Genomic DNA, 21,047 nt, shown 5'->3' on the forward strand with positions numbered 1-21,047 from the left:
CCGGGTGAGGGGTTCTCTCCGGGCGTGAATCTGTCTCGATAGAACTCGCGGAAACAACCCCTCATCCGGCGCTTCGCGCCACCTTCTCCCACAAGGGGAGAAGGAAAAAAGCGCGACACACCGAGATAGAATCTACGATCCCCCGCCTGCGGTGCCTGAATTCACCGGGGCCAGCTCGTCTTCCCGGCAGCGCCAGCCGTCGGCGGCTTTGACAAACGCAAACGTGCGCTGGATCCGCAGGCGGCGTGTGACGTTGAAGGCGTCTGCGGAGCGCTCCTTGTTGCCGACGCCGGGCTGGGGACGCCCCGTTCCGGCGTCCCAGCAGGTGCCCGTGCACGTCGTGGCGATCTTGCTGCAGGTGGCGAAGGGTGCCAGCACGGCCATCTCGATTTCGCCCGTGACCTGCGCCTCCTGCTCGCCCACCTGGCTGTCGAGCGCATAGACGCGGTTGATGCGGAGGAAGTTGCCGCAGGAATTGGCCGCGTGGATTCGCGCGGCGCAAAAATCGACGGCATCGGTGTCGGGCGCGCGGGCTGCGACCTGCCGGCCGAACACCTTTTTCGGATCGCCTTTCGCCGCGCCAATCTCGTCGGCCTTGTGCTTCAGATAGTCGGCGAGACAGTCCTCCGCGGACTCGAGCTCCCCGAGCGGCACGTTCTCCTTGCCCACTAGATTGCATTTGCGATCGCGCTGGCCGGCGAAGAGCATGCGGTTATCGCTGCACGGCTCGACGGCCACTGGCTGATGCTCGACAACCGCCGCATGGCAATGGTCGAGGACGACGCCGCACGGAGCTACCAGCCGCTGTTCGTGCTCTACCAGTCGGCTGTCGGTCACGGTCATCCCGATCAGCTTCAGTGTCCCGTGATTGATCGCCGCCAACGTGCCGGTGTTAGCGATGGCTTCGCCATTCGCCGACAGCGCCGGCGCATACGGTATCGATGCGGTCACGCTGGGCGGCGGCGACATCACCATTGACGCCGGCGGTACCATCACCGGCAGCTCGATCTATGGTATCCGCTCGCGCAGCTACGGCGCCGGTGACCAGACCGTCACGACCAAGGTCGGCAGCGTTGTCACCTCGGGCAGTTCCGGCATCGTCGCCGTCAACCGATCGATCGTGCTCGGCGCGACATCCGCCAGCACCATCACCGTCAATGCCTACGGCGCGATCAATTCCGGCAGCAGCCTGAATCTCGGCGGCAATACGCCGGGCGGCATCGAGGCCGGCTACACCGGTGCCACCAATGGCACTAACGCCAATACCGCGGTCAACGGCACGGTCATCGTCAACAACCATGCCAACATCACCGCCTCGGTCGGTTACGGCATCAACGCCTATAATTACGGGAACGGCGACGTCACGGTGAACAGCTTCGCCGGGACGACGATCTCTGTGTCGGGCTCAGAGAGCGTCGGCATCAACGCCGCGGCATTGAGCGGCGGCAGCGGCGACGTGGCGGTCACGCTCGGCCAGAATGTCACGATCTCGGGTGCGGCGAGCTACGGCATCAGGGCCTACAGCATCGACCAGGGCGACATCAGCGTCACCATGGCGAACGGCGACAGTATCACGTCTGGCAGCACCGGCATCGTGGCGGTCAACTACGCCACTGCGATCGCTGCCGGCATCAGCAGCACGATCTCCGTCGAGGCCCATGGCACGATCCACTCCGGCTCGACCTCGAACAACGACGGCACCATTCCCGGCGGGATCATCGCCGGCTACAAGCCCGGCGGGACCGGCACGTTCTCGAATGCGGTCAAGGGCGACGTCACCGTTACGAGCGATGCAACGATTATCGCCGATGCGGGCTACGGCATTGAGGCGTTCACCTGGGGTGCCGGCAACCTCACAGTCACGACCGGCGCGACCTCCTCGATTTCGGCCGCAGGTACCGCTATCGGCGCCTTCGATCACGGTGGCGGCGACGTCAGCGTCACCAATAATGGCTCTGCCGTCGGCGCGGTCGGCGTGTCTGCCATCGCCAACGGCAGCGGCGACGTCACCATCGTCAATCACGGTGGTATCACCAGCACGAGCCTCGCCGGCATCAGCGTGACGCAGAACGAAGTGGGCGCGACCGGCTCGACCCATATCACCAATACCGGATCGATCGTGGCCCCGAGCGCCCATGCGGCGATCTTCATCCAGGAGAACGCGACCGGCATCGCGCAGATCGACAATTCCGCCACCGGAACGATCGGACCAGCCGTCGCCTCGACCGTGACCGCTGCGACCTACGCCATCGTCGAGACCGGCGGCGCCATCACGATCAACAATGCCGGCCACATCAGCGGCAATATCTCGGTTGCTACCGCGACGTTCAACAACGAGCTGGGCGGCACCTGGACGGTCGCCGGCAGCGGCATCTTCGGCAACGCGTCGTCGATCGTGAACCACGGCGCCATCGATCTGCATGGCGCGTCGATCTCCGGGACCGGGCTGAGCGTCGAGAATTACGCGACCGTCGACAGCTGGGGCACGGCGTCGATCACGGGCACCGTCGCCAATACCGGCAGCATCGAGGTCCATGACGGGGCGCTGACGCTGTTCGGCTCGCTGTCCGGTACCGGCTCGGTCACCGTCGATGTCGGCGCGTGGCTGAAGCTCGAGGGCACGGTCACGGCCACGCAAACGATCACGCTCGACGGCGACGGCGCCCATCTTCAGATCGATGCGTCGACCTTCGGCGGCTCTATCGCGGCGCTGTCCACGAACGACACGATTGACCTGTCGACCATCAAGTATGGGCTCGGTACCAGCGCAGTCTATGTCGCCAACAGCAATCCCTCCACCGGCGGCGTGCTGACGGTGACCGATGCGGACGGCAATCACATCAGCCTGGACCTGGCCGGCGCCGACTACAGCAATGCCCATTTCGCCGGTAGTGACGACGGCACCGGCCACACGCTGATCACGATGACCGATGACCACGCGCCGGCCTTCACGGCCGGCGGCGTGCTGGCGGGAGGTGTCTCCGAGCAGGCGGACACCACCGGCGACTTCGCCACGTCCGTTACGTCAACGCCCGTGACTGGCGCGATCGACTTCACCGACATCGACTTGACCGACGTGCCGGCGGCACAGATCACCGGCCAGGTCGTGACCTCGCTTGGCGCCGATCACAGCACTAATCTCACCTCGTCGCTCACGCTTGACGAGATCGCGGCGCTCAAGAGCGGACTGACGCTTCTGCCGCAGGCCGGGCTGAACAATGGCACCGTCACCTGGAGCTATTCGATCGCCGACGGCGCGCTGGATTTCCTCGCCAAGGACCAGACCGCGAAAGTGGTTTCTACCGTCACGATCACGGACGATTACGGCAAGACCGGCACAACCGACGTCACGATCACGATCACGGGCAAGAACGACGCGCCGACCGTGGCCGCGGTCACCACGGATCCGCTCGTCGATACCTCCATCACCGACAGCTTCTCGGACGTCACAGGAACGCTGGTCGGAACCGACGCCGACCATGGCGAGACGGCGGGGCTGACCTATGCCGTTCTGAACGCGGATAGTCATGGGACGACGGCTGGCCTGTACGGCTCGCTGACGGTCAACGCGAACGGCACCTACACCTACGTTCCCGACGCGGCTTCGATCAACGCGCTTTCGCAAGGCAATCATATCGATACGTTCACGGTGCAGACCACGGACGCGCAAGGCGCCGTCGGCACGGCGACGTTCGAGGTGAACGTAACAGGCGCCAACGACGCGCCGGTGATCACGGCCGCAAGCGGCGACATCGCCGGCGCTACCGTGAGCGAGACCAATGCGGGGCTGGGCGAGACCGGCACGCTGACGCTATCCGACCTCGACACCACCGATCACGTGACGGTCGCCGTCGATCATCTCGATATCTATTTGGACGGCGTGCTCCAGACCGGCTATGTCGGCGAGCCCTCGAGCGCGACGCTGCTCAACTATCTGGCCGTGCAGCCCGGGGACATTCTCGATGGCTCCGCCACCCACGCCACGTTCACGTGGGACTTCAATTCAGGCAGCGAAGCCTTCGACTTCCTTGCCGCCGGCCACACGCTGTCGCTGCAGTACACGATCGTGCCAGACGATAGCCACACGCCGACCGGCACGGGCAACGGCGTCGTCACTTTCAACATCGCCGGCAGCAACGATGCACCGACCCTGGGTGACGCGACGCTGGCCTCGGTCAGTGGAGATAACAGCGATCCGGCTGGCTCCACAGTCAGCCATCTCTTTGCCGGCAAGTTCCACGACGCCGACGACGGCGCGAGCTTCCAGGCCGTCGCGGTTAGCGCGGATAGTGCCACCTCGGATCAGGGCGTCTGGCAGTACGAGCTCGCCGGAACCGATCAGTGGGTTGATGTCGGGGCGGTCAGCGACACGAGTGCGCTGGTGCTGGGTCTGGATACGCTGATCCGCTTCGTGCCGGCCATTGGCTTCACCGGGACGCCGGATGCGTTGGGCGTGCATGCCCTCGACGACACCTATACCGGTGCAATCACCGATTCTTCGTCGCCCGCGATTATCGATCTTACGGCGACGGGCACCGGCGGAACGACGCCTGTCTCGCACGACCTCACCACTATCGATACGGAAGTGACGGCGCCACCCGCCTACGGTCCTGTCATCAACACCGATCACTTCCAGGTCTCGCACAGCAACGAGCTGAACACCGACTCCATCACCCGTCTCTCAGTCGTCGACACCGATTCCGGTGCCGCGACGGACGACTTCAAGATGACCGCCATAACCGGGCATGATCCGGACAGCAGCGTCGATCCGGGGACGGCTTGCGGCAACCTCGACGATATCAACTCGGCCCTCGTCGATGGCATCACCTACAGTCCAGGAGCCACCCCGCCCGCGACCGACCAGATCACACTGACGGTAACGGACAAGACCACGGGCCTGTTCGACACCGTCCACTTCATCTTCAACGAGGCCGGCGACACCAGCGAGGGCGTCAGCCTGCAAGGCACCAGCGGCAAGGACGTCATCTTCGCGACGGATACCGGCGACACGTTGACCGGCGGCGGCGGCAAGGATCAGTTCGTGTTCTCGCCAAACGCATCGGGAAGCGATAGCGAGCACACCATCACCGATTTCGCGACGGGCCTCGACAAGATCGACCTGCGGCAGTTCTCGGATGTCGGCTCCATCGACGATCTCTCCTTCACCCTCCAATCCGGCGACACGCTGGTTTCCTGGAGCCACGAGATCGGCCAGCGTGAGGGAGAGCCTGTGCTGGAGCAGGAGTCGATCCTGCTGAAGAGTTTGACCGCCAACCTCAAGGGCAGCGATTTCATCTTCCACATCACCTGATCTTCGACCGGGTCTTGCCTGAGGCCGGCGCCCGGCTTGACCGCGGCAAAAAATCCATACTCCTCCGCATCCAGGGAATGGCCAATCGCGCACGGACGCTGCATGATCGGCGCGCACGGCGCGGTGCGGGTTTGCAGGAAGTCCTACTGAAATGAAACGTCTCAAGATCCTGCGGCGGTGGTTTGCGCGGAAGCTGGGGTTTGCGCGGCTGATGTGCCTTGCGCTGCTGGTGGTATTTGCCGGCGCTCGCCTCTGGGATCCGCCGCCGATCCAGGAACTGCGGCTGCGCACCTTCGACATGTTTCAGTTGATCGATCCGCGCCACAAGACGGCGCGGCCGGTCACCATCGTCGACATCGACGACAAGAGCCTCGCCAAGCTCGGCCAGTGGCCATGGCCGCGCACGCGAATCGCCGACCTGATCCAGAACCTCACCAATAACGGTGCGGTCGCAATCGGCTTCGACGTCGTGTTCTCGGAGGCCGACCGGCTCAATCCGGATCTGGTCGCGAGCCAGATGCGCTACCTGGACGACGCCACCCGCGCCAAGCTGCGCGAGCTGCCGAGCAACGACCAGATCCTCTCCGAAGCGATCAAGCGCTCGCGCGTGATCCTGGGCGAGACCGGGCAGCGGGCGATTTCGTCCGAGGTCGACAAGTCGCTGCCCTTCACCGGCGTCGCAACCGTCGGCGAGGAAGGGGCTGAGCGCTTCCTGTTCGAATTTCCTGGGCTGTTGCGCAACGTGCCCGAGATCGAGAAGGTCGCGGCCGGCCGCGGCCTGTTCTCGATCAAGACCGAGCGCGACGGCCTGATCCGGCGCGTGCCGATGATCATGCGCGCGCAGGGCATGGTCATGCCTTCGCTCAGCCTCGAGATTTTGCGCGTCGTCACGGGCACGCCGACGCTGCTGGTCCGGACCGACAAGACCGGCGTGCGGGCCGTGCGTCTCAAGGGCGTGGAGATCCCAACCGACAGGAACGGTCAGCTCTGGGTGCATTACGCCCGCCAGGATCCCTCGATCTACGTCTCGGCCGCCGACGTGCTCGACAATACCGTGTCGCCGAACAAGATCGCCGGCAAGCTGGTGCTGATCGGCACCTCCGCGGTTGGGCTCAACGACATCAAGACCACGCCGGTGTCCTCGACCATGCCCGGCGTCGAGATCCACGCCCAGGTGCTGGAGAGCGTGCTGAGCGGCGCGGTGATATCCCAGCCGAACTATGCGCTCGGCGTCGAGCTGCTCGCCGCGCTCGTCATCGGCTTGCTCGTCATCATCTTCACGCCGAACCTCGGACCGGTCCGCCTCGTGCTTGCCGGCGCGACCTTCGCCGCGATCCTGATCGGAGTGTCCTGGTTCTTCTATGCGCAGCACCGCTATCTCATCGACTTCACTTATCCGCTGCTCTCGACCACCGCGATCTATCTGACGCTGATCTTTGCCAGCTTCGTACGCGAGCAGCGGCAGCGCGTGCAGATCCGCGGCATGTTCGCGCAATACATGTCGCCGGTCCTGGTCGAGCAACTGGCGCAGTCGCCGGAAAAGCTGGTCCTGGGCGGCGAGGAGCGCGAAATGACGATCATGTTCTCCGACGTGCGCGGCTTCACCACCATATCGGAAACCTACAAGCACGATCCGCAGGGCCTGATCGCGCTGATGAACCGCTTCCTGACTCCGCTGACCGACGTGATCATCGATCAGAAGGGCTATATCGATAAATATATGGGCGACGCCATCATGGCGTTCTGGAACGCGCCGCTCGACGATGCCGAGCACGAGGTCAACGCCTGCGAGGCCGCGATCCAGATGCTGGAGAAGATCGACGCCGTGAACAAGGACCGCGAGCAGGAAGCCATTGATGGCGGCCACGTCTATATCCCGCTCAATGTCGGTATCGGTCTCAACACCGGCATCGGCGTCGTCGGCAACATGGGCTCCGACCTGAAGAAGAACTATTCGGTGCTCGGCGACAGCGTGAACCTGGCCTCGCGTCTCGAAGGCCAGTCGAAGGAATACGGCTTTCCCATCATCGTCGGCTCGAGGACCGCGCTCGCCGCCAAGGACAAGTTCGCGATTCTCGAACTCGACTTCATCATGGTCAAGGGCAAGACCGAGCCGGAAGTGATCTACGCCATCGCCGGCCGCGCGGACGTGATGCATTCCGGCGCCTTCCAGCGCCTGCGCAACGTCACCATCGAAATGCTCGGCTGCTATCGCAGCCGCGACTGGCAGGGCGCGCTGGACGCGATCGAACGCGGCCGCAGGAGCGAGGATGCCGACACGCTGGAAAAGCTGTTCAAGCTCTATGAAGTGCGCATCAAGGAATTCCAAGTCAATCCGCCGCCGGAAGGCTGGACCGGGGCCTATGCGCTGCTGACGAAGTAGGGGGCGGAGAGGCTCTCGCTTGCCGCCACACGCTCGCTGTCGTCCTGGCGAAAGCCAGGACCCATTACCCCAGGGAGCAGTTGTGGCCGCGAGCCATCAACCACCAGCCTTCGCAAAACAAAGGCCGGTGGTTATGGGTCTTGGCTTTCGCCAGGACGACGGTGGTGTTTGCGGAAGCTGAGTGCCGGCCTTGAGCCTCACTCCGCCCCGATCGTCGTCAGGTCCTGGAACCAGTGCTGCGCCTGCACGAACTGCTTGACCTTGGGCGACAGCGCGTGCGGGTTGGTGTCGTGCACCACCCACACCAGCGTGGCGTCGTCGACGATCAGCGCATGCGCTTGCGCCAGCAGCTCGTCCTGCTTGACGCTGTCGAAGGTCTGCTTGGCCTCGTCGATCAGCGCATCGACCTTCAGGTTCTTGTAGCCGCCCCAGTTGACGCCGACCGGCGCGATCTGGCTCGAATGGAAGAAGCGGACGATGGCGTAGAGCGGGTCGGAGGTGACGTAGGCGATGTTGTTGGCGGTGATGCCGGCGTTCATCTCGTCGGCTGCGCCCTTGCGCCAGTGCGTATAGAGTGTCTCGAGCTCGACGACCTTGAAATCGATGTCGATGCCGATCTCCTTGAAGCTCTGCTGCAAGAATTCGTTCATCGGCAGCGACAGCATCTGGCCGGTGCCGCCCTGTGCGATGATGAAGGTCGCCTTCAGCGGCTTCGCTTTGGAGTAGCCGGCCTCCTCGACCAGCTTCTTCGCGGCGGCGACATCGTATTTCAGCTCGAAGCTCGGTTTGCCGAACCAGGGGCTCGACGGATCGACCTGTCCCTTGGCGGGTTTCGCAAGGCCATTCATCAGGCCCACCACGGCTTCACGATCGATCGCGAGGTTCAGCGCCTTGCGCAGGCGGATGTCGGTCCACGGCGAACCCGGCAGCACGCTCAGATGGTAATTCCAGACATGCGGCGTGACGTTGTCGACGAGCCTCATGCCGGCGGCCTTGAGCTGCGGCACGGCATCCGGCGCCGGCGTCTCGATCAGATCGACTTGCCCGGCCAGCAGCGCATTGGTGCGCGTCAGCGCTTCCGGCATCGGCACCAGCACGAGCTTGTCGACCTTGGGAATGCGCTTCTTGTTCCAATAATCCGGATTCTTCGTGAGCTCGGCGAGCTCCCGCGGCACCAGCTTGGTCAATTTGAACGGGCCGGTGCCCGAGGGCTGGCTCGCGAACTTGTCCCAGTCCTTGCCGAGCTTTTCGTATTGCGTCGGGCTCGACACCAGGAACCACAACATCTGATAGGGAAAGAAGGAATCGACCGTCTTGGTGGTGATCTCCACCGTGGAGTCGTCGATCTTGGCATAGCTCGCGACCGAAGGAAGGCGGGTCTTGACCTGGACGCTCTGGCGCTTGTCGAATTGCGGCGCCTTGTCGTTGAGCACCTTGTCCAGATTCCAGATCACGGCATCGGCGTTGAACTCGCTGCCATCGTGAAACTTCACGCCCTTGCGCAAGGTGAAGCGCCATTTGGTCTTGTCGGTATCGTCGACCTTCCATTCGGTGGCGAGCCCTGGCACCAGTTTGCCGGGCCGGTCGGCGACGTCCATCTCCCAGGCCACGAGCGGATCGTAGATGGTGTAGGCCGTGAACTGGTAGGCGCCGGCGCCGCGGTCGGGCTGGCCGGTGGTCAGCGGGATGTCCGCCATCGAGATGCCGTAGCGCAGCACCGTTTCGGCGCCCGCCGGAATTGCGGACAACGCCAGTGCAAGCACGGCGAAACAGGTCGATAGTCGGATACGCATAGGCCAAAGCTCCAGGGAAGACTTCAAGGACAATCGGAGCCAAACCTGCAATCTTGATGCCAGAATAGGCAGCGAGGTGCTTTTGCCGAGGTGTCATCACAAGGACTTGTCGTCGCAGGGGCAATTTGCAGAAAAAGTTTCCCCATTGGCATAGCCATTGCATACGTTTGCATCAAAATTAGTCATCGAAGCCGGAAAAGGATTGAGGCAATGCTGATCAACAAGAACAAGACCCGCGCGGCGCTGATCGCGTTGCTGGCGCTCGGTAGCGCGGCTGCGTGGCCGCGCGCGGCCGGTGCCGAAACCGTGCTGCGCATCGCCATGACTGCTGCCGATATTCCGCGCACGCTGGGCCAGCCCGATCAGGGTTTTGAAGGCAATCGCTTCACCGGCCTCACCATGTACGACGCGCTCACCGGCTGGGACCTGTCCTCGGCCGACAAGGCGAGCGTGGTGATCCCCGGCCTTGCCACCGAGTGGAAGGTCGACGATGCCGACAAGACCAAATGGACTTTCAAGCTGCGGCCGGGCGTCACCTTCCATGACGGCTCGCCGTTCAATGCAGACGCCGTGGTGTGGAACGTCGAGAAGGTGCTGAAGCAGGATGCGCCGCAATTCGACGCCAGCCAGGTCGGCGTTACGGCCTCGCGCATGCCGACGCTGGCGTCCGCGAAGAAGATCGACGACATGACGGTCGAGCTCACCACCAAGGAGCCCGACAGCTTCCTGCCGATCAACCTCACCAATCTCTTCATGGCGAGCCCGGCGAAGTGGCAGGCCTTCTACGACAAGGCGGAGGGCGCCAAGGCCAAGTCGCAGGCCGCATGGACCGCGTTCGCCAAGGACGCCGCGGGTACCGGTCCGTGGAAGATGGCGGGCTTCACCCCGCGCGAGCGCCTCGAGCTGGTCAAGAATGCGAGCTACTGGAACAAGGACCGCGTGCCCAAGGTCGACAAGATGGTGCTCCTGCCGATGCCGGAGGCGAACGCACGCACCGCGGCGCTGCTCTCAGGGCAGGTCGATTGGGTCGAGGCCCCGGCGCCGGACGCGCTGCCCGAGCTCAAGCAGCGTGGCTTCAAGCTCTACGCCAACGAGCAGCCGCACGTCTGGCCGTGGCAGTTCTCGCGCGTCGAGGGCTCGCCCTGGAACGACATCCGCGTGCGCAAGGCTGCGAACCTCTGCGTCGATCGCGAAGGCCTCAAGGACGGCCTGCTCGCGGGGTTGATGGTGCCTGCGACCGGCACCTTCGAGCCTGGCCATCCCTGGCGCGGCAAGCCGACCTTCGAGATCAAGTACGATAAGGCGGCTGCGCAGAAGCTGATGCAGGAGGCCGGGTTCGGCCCTAACAAGAAGTTGACGGTGAAGACGCAGACTTCGGCGTCCGGCTCGGGCCAGATGCAGCCGCTGCCGATGAACGAATATCTGCAGCAGGCCCTCGCCGAATGCTATTTCGACGTGCAGCTCGACGTCATCGAGTGGAATACGCTGTTCACCAATTGGCGCCGCGGTGCCAAGGATCCCAGCGCCAACGGCTCGAACGCGACCAACGTCACCTATGCGGCGATGGACCCGTTCTTCGCACTGGTGCGCTTCCTGCAATCGGGCATGGCCCCGCCGGTCTCGAACAATTGGGGGTTCATCAACAATCCCAAGTTCGACGAACTCGTGAAGAAGGCACGGCAGACCTTCGATCCCGCCGCGCGTGACGCCGCGCTCGCCGAACTGCACGCGGCCTCCGTCGACGACGCAGCCTTCCTCTACGTCGCCCATGACGTCGGCCCCCGCGCCATCAGCCCGAAGGTGACTGGCGTCGTGCAGCCGAAGAGCTGGTTCATCGACTTCTCGCTGGTGTCGATGCAGTAGTTCTCTCGGCTTGTTCAGTGCACCCTCTCCCCTTGCGGGAGAGGGTGGCTTCGCTCAAGCGAAGCCGGGTGAGGGGTCTCTTTTCCGCGAGACACACTCTCTCAGTCACCGAGATTGTAATCGCGGATAGATACCCCTCATCCGGCGCTTCGCGCCACCTACTCCCGCAAGGGGAGAAGAGAAGAAAAGAAACAACGTGCTCGCCTATATCGCCAGACGCATCGTCTACGTCGTTCCGATCGTCATCAGCGTCGCGCTGGTGTGTTTTCTGCTCGTGCACATCACGCCGGGCGATCCGCTCGTCGCCGTGCTGCCGGCCGACGCCTCGCAGGAGCTCGCCGCGCAGCTCCGCACCGCCTACGGTTTCGACCGCCCGCTGCCGGTGCAGTTCGGGCTTTGGCTGCTCCGCGCGTTACATGGCGATCTCGGAAATTCCATCGCCACGGGCCGCCCGGTGCTCGCCGAAGTCATGCGCGCGGTCAGCAACACGGTTACGCTGGCGATTGCCGCCGCCATCATCGGCTTCACCATGGGCATCCTGCTCGGCCTGATCGCCGGCTATTTCCGGGAGACCTGGATCGACAAGCTGGCGACGTCCTTTGCCATCGCCGGCGTTTCGGTGCCGCATTACTGGCTTGGCATGGTGCTCGTCATCATCTTCTCGGTCCAGCTGAACTGGCTGCCCGCCGTCGGCGCCGGACCCGGCGGCTCGGCCGCCTGGGCCTGGGACTGGGCGCATCTGCAATATCTCGTGCTGCCGGCGATCACGACATCGGTGATCCCGATGGGCATCGTCACCCGCACGGTGCGCGCACTGACCGGCGACATCCTCAGCCAGGACTTCGTCGAGGCGCTGCGTGCAAAAGGCCTGCATGAGCGCGGCGTGTTCCGCCACGTCATCAAGAACGCGGCGCCCACCGCGCTCGCAGTGATGGGACTTCAGCTCGGCTACATGCTAGGCGGCTCGATCCTGATCGAGACGGTGTTCTCCTGGCCGGGCTCGGGCTTCCTGCTCAACTCGGCGATCTTCCAGCGCGACCTGCCGCTGCTCCAGGGCACGATTCTGATCCTGGCGTTGTTCTTCGTCTTCCTCAATCTGCTGGTCGACATCGCGCAAGCCGCGATCGACCCGCGCATCAAGCGGGGCTAGCGATGAGCGAGGCTGGAGCCGTGAAAAAGGTGCGCTCCCTCCCCCGCCTGCGGGGGAGGGTTGGGGAAAGGGTGTCTCCTCAATCGAGAACCCCCAAGAGGAAAGAACCCTCACCCGGCGCTGCGCGCCGACCTCTCCCGCACGCGGGAGAGGTGCACCGCCGCCTTGATGGGCATCGAATCCCGCGATGCTTAACGGAGGCTCGCCGATGAGCGAGCTTCCGCTCTCCGCCACCTCCGACGCCGCGCTTCAGTCCGCGCCCGCGACCAAGGCGCGCGGCTATTGGGCGACCGTCGGCCGCCGTATCCGGCGCGACAAGGTCAGCATGGTCTGCGCGCTGGTGCTGCTGTTGATCTTCCTGTCCGCGATCGTTGCGCCCTGGCTCGGTCTTGAAGATCCCTACAAGGGCTCGATGATCCGGCGCCTTCGGCACATTGGCACGTCGGGCTATCCGCTCGGCACCGACGAGCTCGGCCGCGACATGCTGGCGCGGCTAATCTATGGCGGCCGGCTGTCGCTTCTGATCGGCATTTTGCCTGTGATCCTCGCCTTCTGCATCGGCACGTCGCTCGGCCTCGTGGCCGGCTATGTCGGCGGCAAGCTCAACACCGCGATCATGCGCACGATCGACGTTTTCTATGCCTTTCCATCCGTGCTGCTGGCGATCGCGATCTCGGGCGCACTCGGAGCCGGCATCCTCAATTCCATCGTGTCGTTGACGGTCGTGTTCGTGCCGCAGATTACCCGCGTCGCCGAAAGCGTCACCACCGGCGTGCGCAACATGGACTTCGTCGACGCCGCGCGTGCCTCCGGCGCCGGCCCCTTCACCATCATGCGCGTGCATATCCTCGGCAATGTGCTCGGTTCGATCTTCGTCTATGCCACCAGCCTGATCTCGGTCTCGATGATCCTCGCGGCAGGCCTGTCCTTCCTTGGACTCGGTACCAAGCCGCCCGAGCCGGAATGGGGCCTGATGTTGAACACCTTGCGCACCGCGATCTATGTCAATCCCTGGGTCGCCGCACTCCCCGGTGCGATGATCTTCGCGGTCTCGATCTGCTTCAACCTGCTCTCGGACGGCCTGCGCAGCGCCATGGACATCAGGAACTAGCCATGAGCGAAACCAACCTCTCCGTCGCGATGCTGGAGCCGATCGAAGACCTCGGCGGCGTCGCGCAGCCGCTGCTTCAGGTTAACGGCCTGACCAAGCATTTTCCGGTACGAGGCGGCTTGTTCGCCGCAAAACGCACCGTGCGTGCCGTCGACAACGTCTCCTTCTCCATCGCCAAGGGCGAGACCGTCGGCATCGTCGGCGAGTCCGGTTGCGGCAAGTCGACCACCGCCCGGCTGCTCATGCATCTGATGCCGCGCGACACCGGCGACATCATCTATGACGGCATGAGCGTCGGCCAGTCGCTCTCCCTGCGCGAGCTGCGCCGCGGCATGCAGATGGTGTTCCAGGATTCCTATGCCTCGCTCAATCCGCGCCTGACGATCGAGGAATCGATCGCCTTCGGCCCGAAGGTGCACGGCATGGCCGACGGCGCCGCGCGCGCGCTGGCGCGCGAGCTGCTGGGCAAGGTGGGCCTGGTTCCTGCAAATTTCGCCAACCGCTACCCCCACGAGATCTCCGGCGGCCAGCGTCAGCGCGTCAACATCGCGCGTGCGCTGGCGCTGTCGCCCCGTCTGGTGATTTTGGACGAAGCGGTCTCCGCGCTCGACAAATCGGTCGAGGCGCAGGTGCTCAATTTGCTTGCCGACCTCAAGCGCGAGTTCGGCCTGACCTATCTTTTCATCAGCCACGATCTCAACGTCGTCCGCTACATCAGCGATCGTGTGCTGGTGATGTATCTCGGCGAGGTCGTCGAGCTCGGCCCGGTCGACCAGGTCTGGGACCAGCCGGCCCATCCCTATACGCGCGCACTTCTTGCCGCGATGCCGTCTTCGGATCCGGACCGTCGCACCGAGACGCCGCCGATCACGGGCGATCCGCCCAATCCGATCGATCCACCCTCGGGCTGCCGCTTCCATACCCGTTGCCCGTTTGCGGAGCCGCTCTGCGCAAATGCGACACCAAAACTCACTGCGCTGGATAATATGGGCCACGAGGCCGCGTGCTACATGGCGATCCCGGGTTCAGGCCATAGCCGCGCGCCCAAGGAGGAAACCGTATGACGAGACCGACGACAAAAGAGATTAAGGCGACGGCACAGGTCGCCGGCGTTCCCGTCGACGACGAGATTGCGACGCGCATCTCCAATTCCATCGGACCGGCCTTCGAGGGCTTTGCGGCCATTGCCGGTACGTTGCCGTTCGATCTCGAGCCCGCGCTCTATCCGATCGCGCAGACTGCGAAGCTCTCGAAATGAGCACCGAGCCCGCATTGATGACGCTCATCGAGGTCGCGCGCGCGATTGCGATGAAGCAGGTGTCCTCGCATGAGGTGACGCGCGCGCTGCTGCATCGCATCGCGCAGTGGCAGCCGCATCTCAACGCCTTCATGTCGATCGAAGCCGAGGCGGCGCTGAAGGCCGCCGATGCCGCCGACGCCGAACTCGCCAAGGGCGAAGTGCACGGTCCGTTGCACGGCGTGCCGCTCGCGCACAAGGACATGTACTACGACGCAGGCCACGTCGCGACCTGCGGCTCTTTGATCCGCCGCGATTTCGTTCCGACAGTGACCTCCACCGCCTTGCAGCGGCTGAAGGACGCCGGCCAGGTTCGCCTCGGCACGTTGCATCTGGCCGAATTCGCCTATGGCCCGACCGGCCATAACGCCCATTACGGTCCGGTTCGCAATCCCTGGAACGTCGCGCACATCACCGGCGGCTCGTCGTCGGGCTCGGGCTCGGCGGTCGCGGCGCGATTGACCTATGCCGCACTCGGCTCCGACACCGGCGGCTCGATCCGCATGCCCGCGCATTTCTGCGGCGTGACCGGATTGAAGACCACGGTCGGCCGGGTCAGCCGCGCCGGCGCGATGCCGCTGTCGCAGTCGCTCGACACGGTCGGCCCGCTTGCCCGCACCGCCGAGGATTGCGCGCTACTGCTGGCGCTGATGGCCGGCCCTGATCCCGAGGATTCGACCGCGAGCCACGAGCCGCTGTCTGACTATGTCGGCGCGACCAAGGGCTCGCTGAACGGCCTCAAGATCGGCGTGCCTTCGTCTTTCTATGTGGACGATCTCGACGGCGAGGTCGCGCGCGTGCTGGACGAGACCATCGCGGTGCTCAAGCGTGAGGGCGCCGACATCGTCACCGTTGAGCTGCCCGATCAGCGGCAATTGTCCTCGGCAAGCCAGCTCGTGCTTGCAGCCGAAGCCGCTGCCTTCCACAAGCGCTGGATGATCGAGCGGCCGCAGGATTACGGTCCGCAGGTGCTTATGCGGCTTCAGAACGGCCTCGCGGTCCCCGCCATTACCTATCTCGAGGCGATGCGCTGGCGCGGACCTGCGCTCGCCGCGCACAATGCAGCAACGGCTGGCGTCGACGCGATCATCGCACCGGCTTCGCCCGTGCCGGCGCCGACGATCGAGGAGAGCGACGTCGGCGGCGGGCCGAACGCGCCGGCGCTGTTGCAGCGGCTGACGCTGTTCACCCGTCCTGTAAATTACCTCGGCTTGCCGTCGCTCACGGTGCCCTCGGGCTTCACCAAAAGCGGTCTCCCGATCGGCATGCAGTTGATCGGCCGCTCGTTCGACGAGGCGACCTTGCTCACCATCGGCGCCGCGTTCCAGCGCGCCACCGACTACCACGCCAGGCTGCCGAAACTTCCGTCATGACAAAGCTCGTCGAGATCTCAGGCCTCAACATCCGCTTCACTGGCGAGCGCACAGTCTATGCCGTGAACGATCTCAGCCTCTCGCTCGGCGACGGCGAGGTGCTGGGCCTGCTCGGCGAGTCCGGTTCGGGCAAGAGCGTGACCTTGCGTGCACTGATGCGGCTGTTGCCGAAGAAGCGCACGGAGATCACGGGCAAGGTCAACGTGATGGGCCGCGACGTGCTGGCCATGAACGACGAGCAACTGTCGTCGTTCCGTGGCCAGACCGTGTCGATGATCTTTCAGGAGCCCGCGCTCGCGCTCGACCCGGTTTACACCATCGGCGCGCAGATCGCCGAAAGCGTGGTGCGTCACGAGGGCAAGTCTTATGCGGAGGGCAGGGCACGTGCACTCGAAATGCTCGATGTCGTGCGCATTCCTTCCGCAAAACGCCGGCTCGATGCCTATCCGCACGAGATGTCCGGCGGCATGCGTCAGCGCGCGATGATCGCGCTGGCGCTCGCGTGTCGTCCCAAGATATTGCTCGCGGACGAGCCGACCACCGCGCTCGATGCCACCGTGCAGATCCAGATCCTGCTGCTGTTGCGCGAGCTGCAGCGCGAGTTCGGCATGTCCGTCATCTTCGTCACCCACGACATCGGCGTCGCCATCGAGATCTGCGACCGGGTCGCGGTGATGTATGCCGGCCAGATCGTGGAGCAGGGCACCCTTCGCGACATCGTCCGCTCGCCCGTGCATCCCTACGCCAAGGGCCTGCTCGCCTCGACCGTCCACGGGGCCAAGCGGGGACAGCGGCTCGAGACCATCCCCGGCACCCCGCCGTCGCTTGGCCAGAGGCCCCACAACTGCTCCTTTGCGCCCCGCTGCGCCGTGGCCCAGCCGCGCTGTCTGGAGCAACTGCCAGGGAATGTGGAGGTCGGGCCGGGCCGGGTAGCGCGGTGCGTGCTGGCGGAGCCGGCCACCGCGCTGTCGTGATATCTGGACCGCGGCGGGGAGCGGGGAACAGCATTCAGACCTCGTTCATCCCGGTTCCGCTTCCATGGAACCGTTCACGGAGAGGGGACCTCACTTATGTACATTTCCAACGAAGGCTTGCTTGTCATCCTGTTCGTCGGCCTGGTGGCTGGTTGGCTGGCCGGCAAGGTGGTGCGCGGAACCGGGTTCGGCATCATCGGCGATATCGTGGTCGGCATCGCCGGCGCGCTGGTGGCAAGCTTCCTGTTTCCGAAGCTCGGCATCCACATCGGCACCGGGCTGATATCGGAGATCATCTATTCCGCAATCGGCGCGGTCATCCTGCTGCTGGTGGTGCGGCTGGTCCGCGGCGGCGGCCGGTTCTAATGGCGCCCGAGTTCAACTGATCGAACTTTTGACCTCTCCCCGCCCGGGGAGAGGTGACATGTCTGCAAGAAAAAGCCGCAAGATCGTGAGATTCCGGACTTGCGTGCAAGGCCGGTCGGGGGTGATGTGGGCCATAGGGGTCCCGGGTATTCGACAGCGTTGGGCGATGACCGCAAACGCGATGTTAATCCGGGTCAATTACTCCTGAATTTGCCTTTGAAATCAGGGACTTTGGCCCCTACCCGAAAGAGATCAGACTGATGGCAGCCGTTCCCGGCGTCCGCCGCTCAGAGCTCGGTGATGCGCTGCGCGCCTGTCGCACGGCGTTTGTCGGCGTCGGCTTGATGAGCTGCATGATCAACCTGCTCTATCTGACCGGGTCGATCTTCATGCTGGAGGTCTACGACCGGGTGCTGCCGAGCCGCAGCATTCCGACCCTGGTCGGCCTGATCGTCCTGGCCAGTTTCCTCTACATGGCGCAGGGCGTGCTGGACATGATCCGCAACCGGATCTTGGGCCGGGTCGGCACCGCGCTGGACGAAGCCTTGAACAAGCGGGTGTTCGACACCATCGTGCGCCTGCCGCTGCTGGTCGGCAGCCGCAACGAGGGGCTTCAGCCGCTGCGCGATCTCGACAATGTCCGCTCCTTCCTTGGCGGCATGGGCCCGAGCGCGTTCTTCGACCTGCCGTGGCTGCCGCTCTATCTCGCCATCTGCTTCGCCTTCCACGTCATGATCGGCGTCACCGCGCTGGTCGGCGCCGTCATCCTGGTCGGGTTGACGCTGGTCACCGAGTTCATGTCCCGCCAGCCGGCGCGCGAGGCGATGGGGCTTGCCGCCCAGCGCAACGATCTCGCCCAGGCCAGCCGCCGCAATGCCGAAGTCATGGTGTCGATGGGCATGGCCGGCCGGATGAACGCGCGCTGGAGCGAGGCCAACGAAAAATATCTCGACGGCAACCAGCGTGCGAGCGACGTCGCCGGCGGTCTCGGCGCGGTCGCAAAAGTGCTGCGCATGATGCTGCAATCGGCCGTGCTCGCGGTCGGCGCCTATCTCGTCATCCACCAGGAAGCGACCGCCGGCATCATCATTGCCGGCTCGATCCTGTCGGCACGTGCGCTCGCGCCGGTCGACCTCGCGATCGCGCACTGGAAATCCTTTGTCGCGGCACGCCAGAGCTGGCACCGCCTGACCCGCCTTCTGGAGCAGATGCCGGCGCAGACGATGCCGACGCAGCTGCAGGCGCCCACCAGCCGCCTCTCGGTCGAAGGCGTCGCCATGGTGCCGCCGGGCGACCAGCGCCTCATCGTGCAGGACATCACCTTCGCGCTCGAAGCCGGCAACGGCCTCGGCGTGATCGGACCGAGCGGTTCGGGCAAGTCGTCGCTGATCCGCGCGCTGGTCGGCGTCTGGCAACCGGTCCGCGGCAAGGTGCGGCTCGACGGCGCGGCGCTCGACCAGTGGTCGTCGGACCTGCTTGGCCGCCATATCGGCTACCTGCCGCAGGACGTCGAATTGTTCGGCGGCACCATTGCGCAGAACATCAGCCGCTTCGATCCCGAGGCCACCTCCGACGGCATCATCGCCGCCGCCAAGGAAGCCGGCGTGCACGAGATGATCATCAAGATGCGCGAGGGCTACAACACCCAGGTCGGCGAGCAGGGCACGGCGCTCTCCGCGGGCCAGGCGCAGCGCGTGGCGCTGGCGCGCGCTCTCTATGGCAACCCGTTCCTGATCGTGCTCGACGAGCCCAATTCCAATCTCGATACCGAAGGCGACGAAGCGCTGACCCGCGCCATCCGTGCGGCGCGCGAGCGCGGCGCCATCGTCGTCGTGGTGGCACATCGCCCGATCGGCGTGGAAGCGGTCGACCAGATCCTGGTGCTGCGCGACGGCCGCATGCAGGCCTTCGGGCCGAAGGAACAGGTACTCGCCCAGGTGCTCCAGCCGCGCGTGACGCCGCCGGCGCCGATCAAGATCGTCAGCGAAGGCGGAGCCAAGGCATGAGCACGATGGCGCTCGGCGGCGCGAAGCCTGCCGCGAAGCGGACCGTACGGCAGTCGATCCGGTTTCACCTGATGCTCGGGCTTGGGATCGTGCTGGTCCTCCTGGTCGGCCTCGGCGGCTGGGGGTCGACCGTGCAGATCTCGGGCGCGCTGATCGCGCCGGGGCAGATCGTGGTCGAATCCAACGTCAAGAAGGTGCAGCATCCGACCGGCGGCGTCGTCGGCGAGCTGCGCGCTCACGACGGTGACGTGGTCAAGGCCGGCGACATCGTGGTGCGGCTCGACGACACCGTCACCAAGGCCAACCTCGCCATCGTCACCAAGAATCTCGACGCGGCGCAGGCGCGTGCGGCGCGGCTCCAGGCCGAGCAGCGCGGGATCGACAGGATCGACTACCCCCGAGCACTGCTCGATCGCGGCAACGATCCCGACGTCAAGGCGTTGCTCTCCGCGGAAACCAAGCTGTTCGACGTTCGCGTCAACGGACGCGCTGGCCAGAAGGCGCAGCTGCGCGAGCGCATCCAGCAGCTCAACGAGGAGATCGAAGGTCTCTCCGCGCAGGAGCGGGCCAAGGACAAGGAAATCTCGCTGGTGCTGCAGGAGCTCGTCGGTGTCCGGGATCTCTATGACAAGCACCTGGTGCAGATCTCCCGCCTCACCACGCTCGAACGCGATTCTGCCCGGCTCAATGGCGAGCGCGCGCAATACATCGCCTCGCGGGCGCAAGCCAAGGGCAAGATCACCGAGACCGAGCTCCAGATCATCCAGGTCGACAAGGACATGGTCAGCGAAGTCTCGAAGGATCTGCGCGAGACCAATGACAAGATCGGCGAAATGATTGAGCGCAAGGTCGCCGCCGAGGACCAGCTTCGCCGCGTCGACATCCGCGCGCCGCAGGACGGCATGGTGCTGCAATCGACCGTGCATACCGTTGGTGGCGTCATCACCGCCGGCGACGCCCTCATGCTGATCGTGCCGCAGGCCGACGATCTCCAGGTCGAAGCCAAGGTCAATCCGGTCGATATCGACAAGCTCCAGATCGGCCAGAAGACGCTGCTGCGCCTGTCCGCCTTCAACCAGCGTACCACGCCGGAGCTCAACGGCGTCGTCAGCCGCGTCTCGCCCGACGTCACCACCGACCAGCGCACCGGCCAGAGCTACTACACCATCCGCGTCTCGCTGTCCGCGGAAGAGGTCGCCAAGCTCGGTGACTCCAGGCTGATCCCCGGCATGCCGGCGGAAGCCTTCGTCCAGACCGGCGACCGCACCATGCTGTCCTATCTGATGAAGCCGCTGCACGACCAGTTCATGCGGGCGTTCCGGGAGAAGTGACGCGCGAAGGCGCGTCATCGCCTCCTTTCGTCATTGCGAGCGTAGCGAAGCAATCCAGGTTGCCGCCGCGGCGAGATTTCTGGATTGCT

General features: G+C 64.7%; 13 protein-coding genes and 2 pseudogenes. 13 read left to right on the plus strand and 2 right to left on the minus strand.

The window, feature by feature from the left end; translation table 11 throughout:
• Nucleotides 1-132: 132 nt before the first annotated feature.
• Nucleotides 133-693: pseudogene (locus tag C7G41_RS38725) on the minus strand (hypothetical protein); the annotation flags it as partial.
• On the opposite strand from C7G41_RS38725, the pseudogene C7G41_RS38190 reads away from it, so the two are divergent.
• The 3 genes and pseudogenes from C7G41_RS38190 to C7G41_RS06090 form a co-directional block, all read left to right on the plus strand.
• Nucleotides 694-978, plus strand: a pseudogene (locus C7G41_RS38190) (hypothetical protein); the annotation flags it as partial.
• Nucleotides 899-5,311 (plus strand): VCBS domain-containing protein, encoded by a 4,413-nt coding sequence (locus C7G41_RS06085; protein WP_106941717.1) that lies wholly within the window; start codon nucleotides 899-901, stop codon nucleotides 5,309-5,311. The pseudogene C7G41_RS38190 and the gene C7G41_RS06085, both read left to right, overlap by 80 nt.
• A gap of 151 nt (nucleotides 5,312-5,462) precedes the next feature.
• Nucleotides 5,463-7,694 carry a CHASE2 domain-containing protein gene (locus C7G41_RS06090; RefSeq protein ID WP_106941718.1) on the plus strand — a complete coding sequence of 744 codons (2,232 nt, stop codon included), beginning with the start codon at nucleotides 5,463-5,465 and terminating at the stop codon, nucleotides 7,692-7,694.
• Nucleotides 7,695-7,891: 197 nt separating this feature from the next.
• On the opposite strand, the gene C7G41_RS06095 is transcribed toward C7G41_RS06090, so the two are convergent.
• The gene (locus tag C7G41_RS06095; protein ID WP_106941719.1) at nucleotides 7,892-9,487 is read right to left on the minus strand and encodes an ABC transporter substrate-binding protein; all 1,596 of its coding nucleotides are present in this window, start codon (nucleotides 9,485-9,487) and stop codon (nucleotides 7,892-7,894) included.
• 210 nt (nucleotides 9,488-9,697) lie between these two features.
• Here C7G41_RS06095 and C7G41_RS06100 point away from each other — a divergent pair, with 210 nt between their 5' ends.
• The 10 genes from C7G41_RS06100 (at nucleotide 9,698) to C7G41_RS06150 (ending at nucleotide 20,958) form a co-directional block, all read left to right on the plus strand.
• Complete coding sequence (locus C7G41_RS06100) at nucleotides 9,698-11,350, plus strand: ABC transporter substrate-binding protein (protein ID WP_106941720.1); 1,653 nt, start codon at nucleotides 9,698-9,700, stop codon at nucleotides 11,348-11,350.
• A gap of 196 nt (nucleotides 11,351-11,546) precedes the next feature.
• Nucleotides 11,547-12,500: an ABC transporter permease gene (locus C7G41_RS06105; RefSeq protein ID WP_007599552.1), complete on the plus strand. Its 954-nt coding sequence runs from the start codon at nucleotides 11,547-11,549 to the stop codon at nucleotides 12,498-12,500.
• Nucleotides 12,501-12,708: 208 nt separating this feature from the next.
• Nucleotides 12,709-13,611: an ABC transporter permease gene (locus tag C7G41_RS06115; RefSeq protein WP_106941721.1), complete on the plus strand. Its 903-nt coding sequence runs from the start codon at nucleotides 12,709-12,711 to the stop codon at nucleotides 13,609-13,611.
• Nucleotides 13,612-13,613: 2 nt separating this feature from the next.
• The gene (locus C7G41_RS06120; protein ID WP_199198215.1) at nucleotides 13,614-14,675 is read left to right on the plus strand and encodes an ABC transporter ATP-binding protein; all 1,062 of its coding nucleotides are present in this window, start codon (nucleotides 13,614-13,616) and stop codon (nucleotides 14,673-14,675) included.
• Entirely contained in the window at nucleotides 14,672-14,869 is a 198-nt protein-coding gene (locus tag C7G41_RS06125) for a hypothetical protein (RefSeq protein ID WP_106941722.1), read from the plus strand. The genes C7G41_RS06120 and C7G41_RS06125 overlap by 4 nt, the downstream gene beginning before the upstream one ends.
• Entirely contained in the window at nucleotides 14,866-16,281 is a 1,416-nt protein-coding gene (locus C7G41_RS06130; protein ID WP_106941723.1) for an amidase, read from the plus strand. Before C7G41_RS06125 ends, C7G41_RS06130 begins: the two co-directional genes overlap by 4 nt.
• A complete protein-coding gene (locus C7G41_RS06135; RefSeq protein WP_106941724.1) occupies nucleotides 16,278-17,255 on the plus strand; it encodes an ABC transporter ATP-binding protein in 978 nt (325 codons plus the stop codon). The genes C7G41_RS06130 and C7G41_RS06135 overlap by 4 nt, the downstream gene beginning before the upstream one ends.
• Nucleotides 17,256-17,351: 96 nt before the next feature.
• Nucleotides 17,352-17,621, plus strand: coding sequence for a GlsB/YeaQ/YmgE family stress response membrane protein (locus C7G41_RS06140; protein WP_007605178.1), 270 nt, complete (start codon nucleotides 17,352-17,354; stop codon nucleotides 17,619-17,621).
• Between the two features lie 260 nt (nucleotides 17,622-17,881).
• The gene (locus C7G41_RS06145; protein WP_106941725.1) at nucleotides 17,882-19,627 is read left to right on the plus strand and encodes a type I secretion system permease/ATPase; all 1,746 of its coding nucleotides are present in this window, start codon (nucleotides 17,882-17,884) and stop codon (nucleotides 19,625-19,627) included.
• Nucleotides 19,624-20,958, plus strand: a complete 1,335-nt coding sequence (locus C7G41_RS06150; protein WP_106941726.1) for an HlyD family type I secretion periplasmic adaptor subunit — start codon at nucleotides 19,624-19,626, stop codon at nucleotides 20,956-20,958. The genes C7G41_RS06145 and C7G41_RS06150 overlap by 4 nt, the downstream gene beginning before the upstream one ends.
• Nucleotides 20,959-21,047: the final 89 nt, after the last annotated feature.

Origin of the sequence: Bradyrhizobium sp. MOS002 (genome assembly GCF_003020115.1) — a bacterium.
Lineage (GTDB): Bacteria > Pseudomonadota > Alphaproteobacteria > Rhizobiales > Xanthobacteraceae > Bradyrhizobium.

Excerpts from the sequence above, each read along its gene's own strand:
- C7G41_RS06085 (WP_106941717.1), top strand. The coding sequence starts at position 899 with ATGGCTTCGCCATTCGCCGACAGCGCCGGCGCATACGGTATCGATGCG.
- C7G41_RS06090 (WP_106941718.1), top strand. The coding sequence starts at position 5,463 with ATGAAACGTCTCAAGATCCTGCGGCGGTGGTTTGCGCGGAAGCTGGGG.
- C7G41_RS06095 (WP_106941719.1), bottom strand. The coding sequence starts at position 9,487 with ATGCGTATCCGACTATCGACCTGTTTCGCCGTGCTTGCACTGGCGTTG.
- C7G41_RS06100 (WP_106941720.1), top strand. The coding sequence starts at position 9,698 with ATGCTGATCAACAAGAACAAGACCCGCGCGGCGCTGATCGCGTTGCTG.
- C7G41_RS06115 (WP_106941721.1), top strand. The coding sequence starts at position 12,709 with ATGAGCGAGCTTCCGCTCTCCGCCACCTCCGACGCCGCGCTTCAGTCC.
- C7G41_RS06120 (WP_199198215.1), top strand. The coding sequence starts at position 13,614 with ATGAGCGAAACCAACCTCTCCGTCGCGATGCTGGAGCCGATCGAAGAC.
- C7G41_RS06125 (WP_106941722.1), top strand. The coding sequence starts at position 14,672 with ATGACGAGACCGACGACAAAAGAGATTAAGGCGACGGCACAGGTCGCC.
- C7G41_RS06130 (WP_106941723.1), top strand. The coding sequence starts at position 14,866 with ATGAGCACCGAGCCCGCATTGATGACGCTCATCGAGGTCGCGCGCGCG.
- C7G41_RS06135 (WP_106941724.1), top strand. The coding sequence starts at position 16,278 with ATGACAAAGCTCGTCGAGATCTCAGGCCTCAACATCCGCTTCACTGGC.
- C7G41_RS06140 (WP_007605178.1), top strand. The coding sequence starts at position 17,352 with ATGTACATTTCCAACGAAGGCTTGCTTGTCATCCTGTTCGTCGGCCTG.
- C7G41_RS06145 (WP_106941725.1), top strand. The coding sequence starts at position 17,882 with ATGGCAGCCGTTCCCGGCGTCCGCCGCTCAGAGCTCGGTGATGCGCTG.
- C7G41_RS06150 (WP_106941726.1), top strand. The coding sequence starts at position 19,624 with ATGAGCACGATGGCGCTCGGCGGCGCGAAGCCTGCCGCGAAGCGGACC.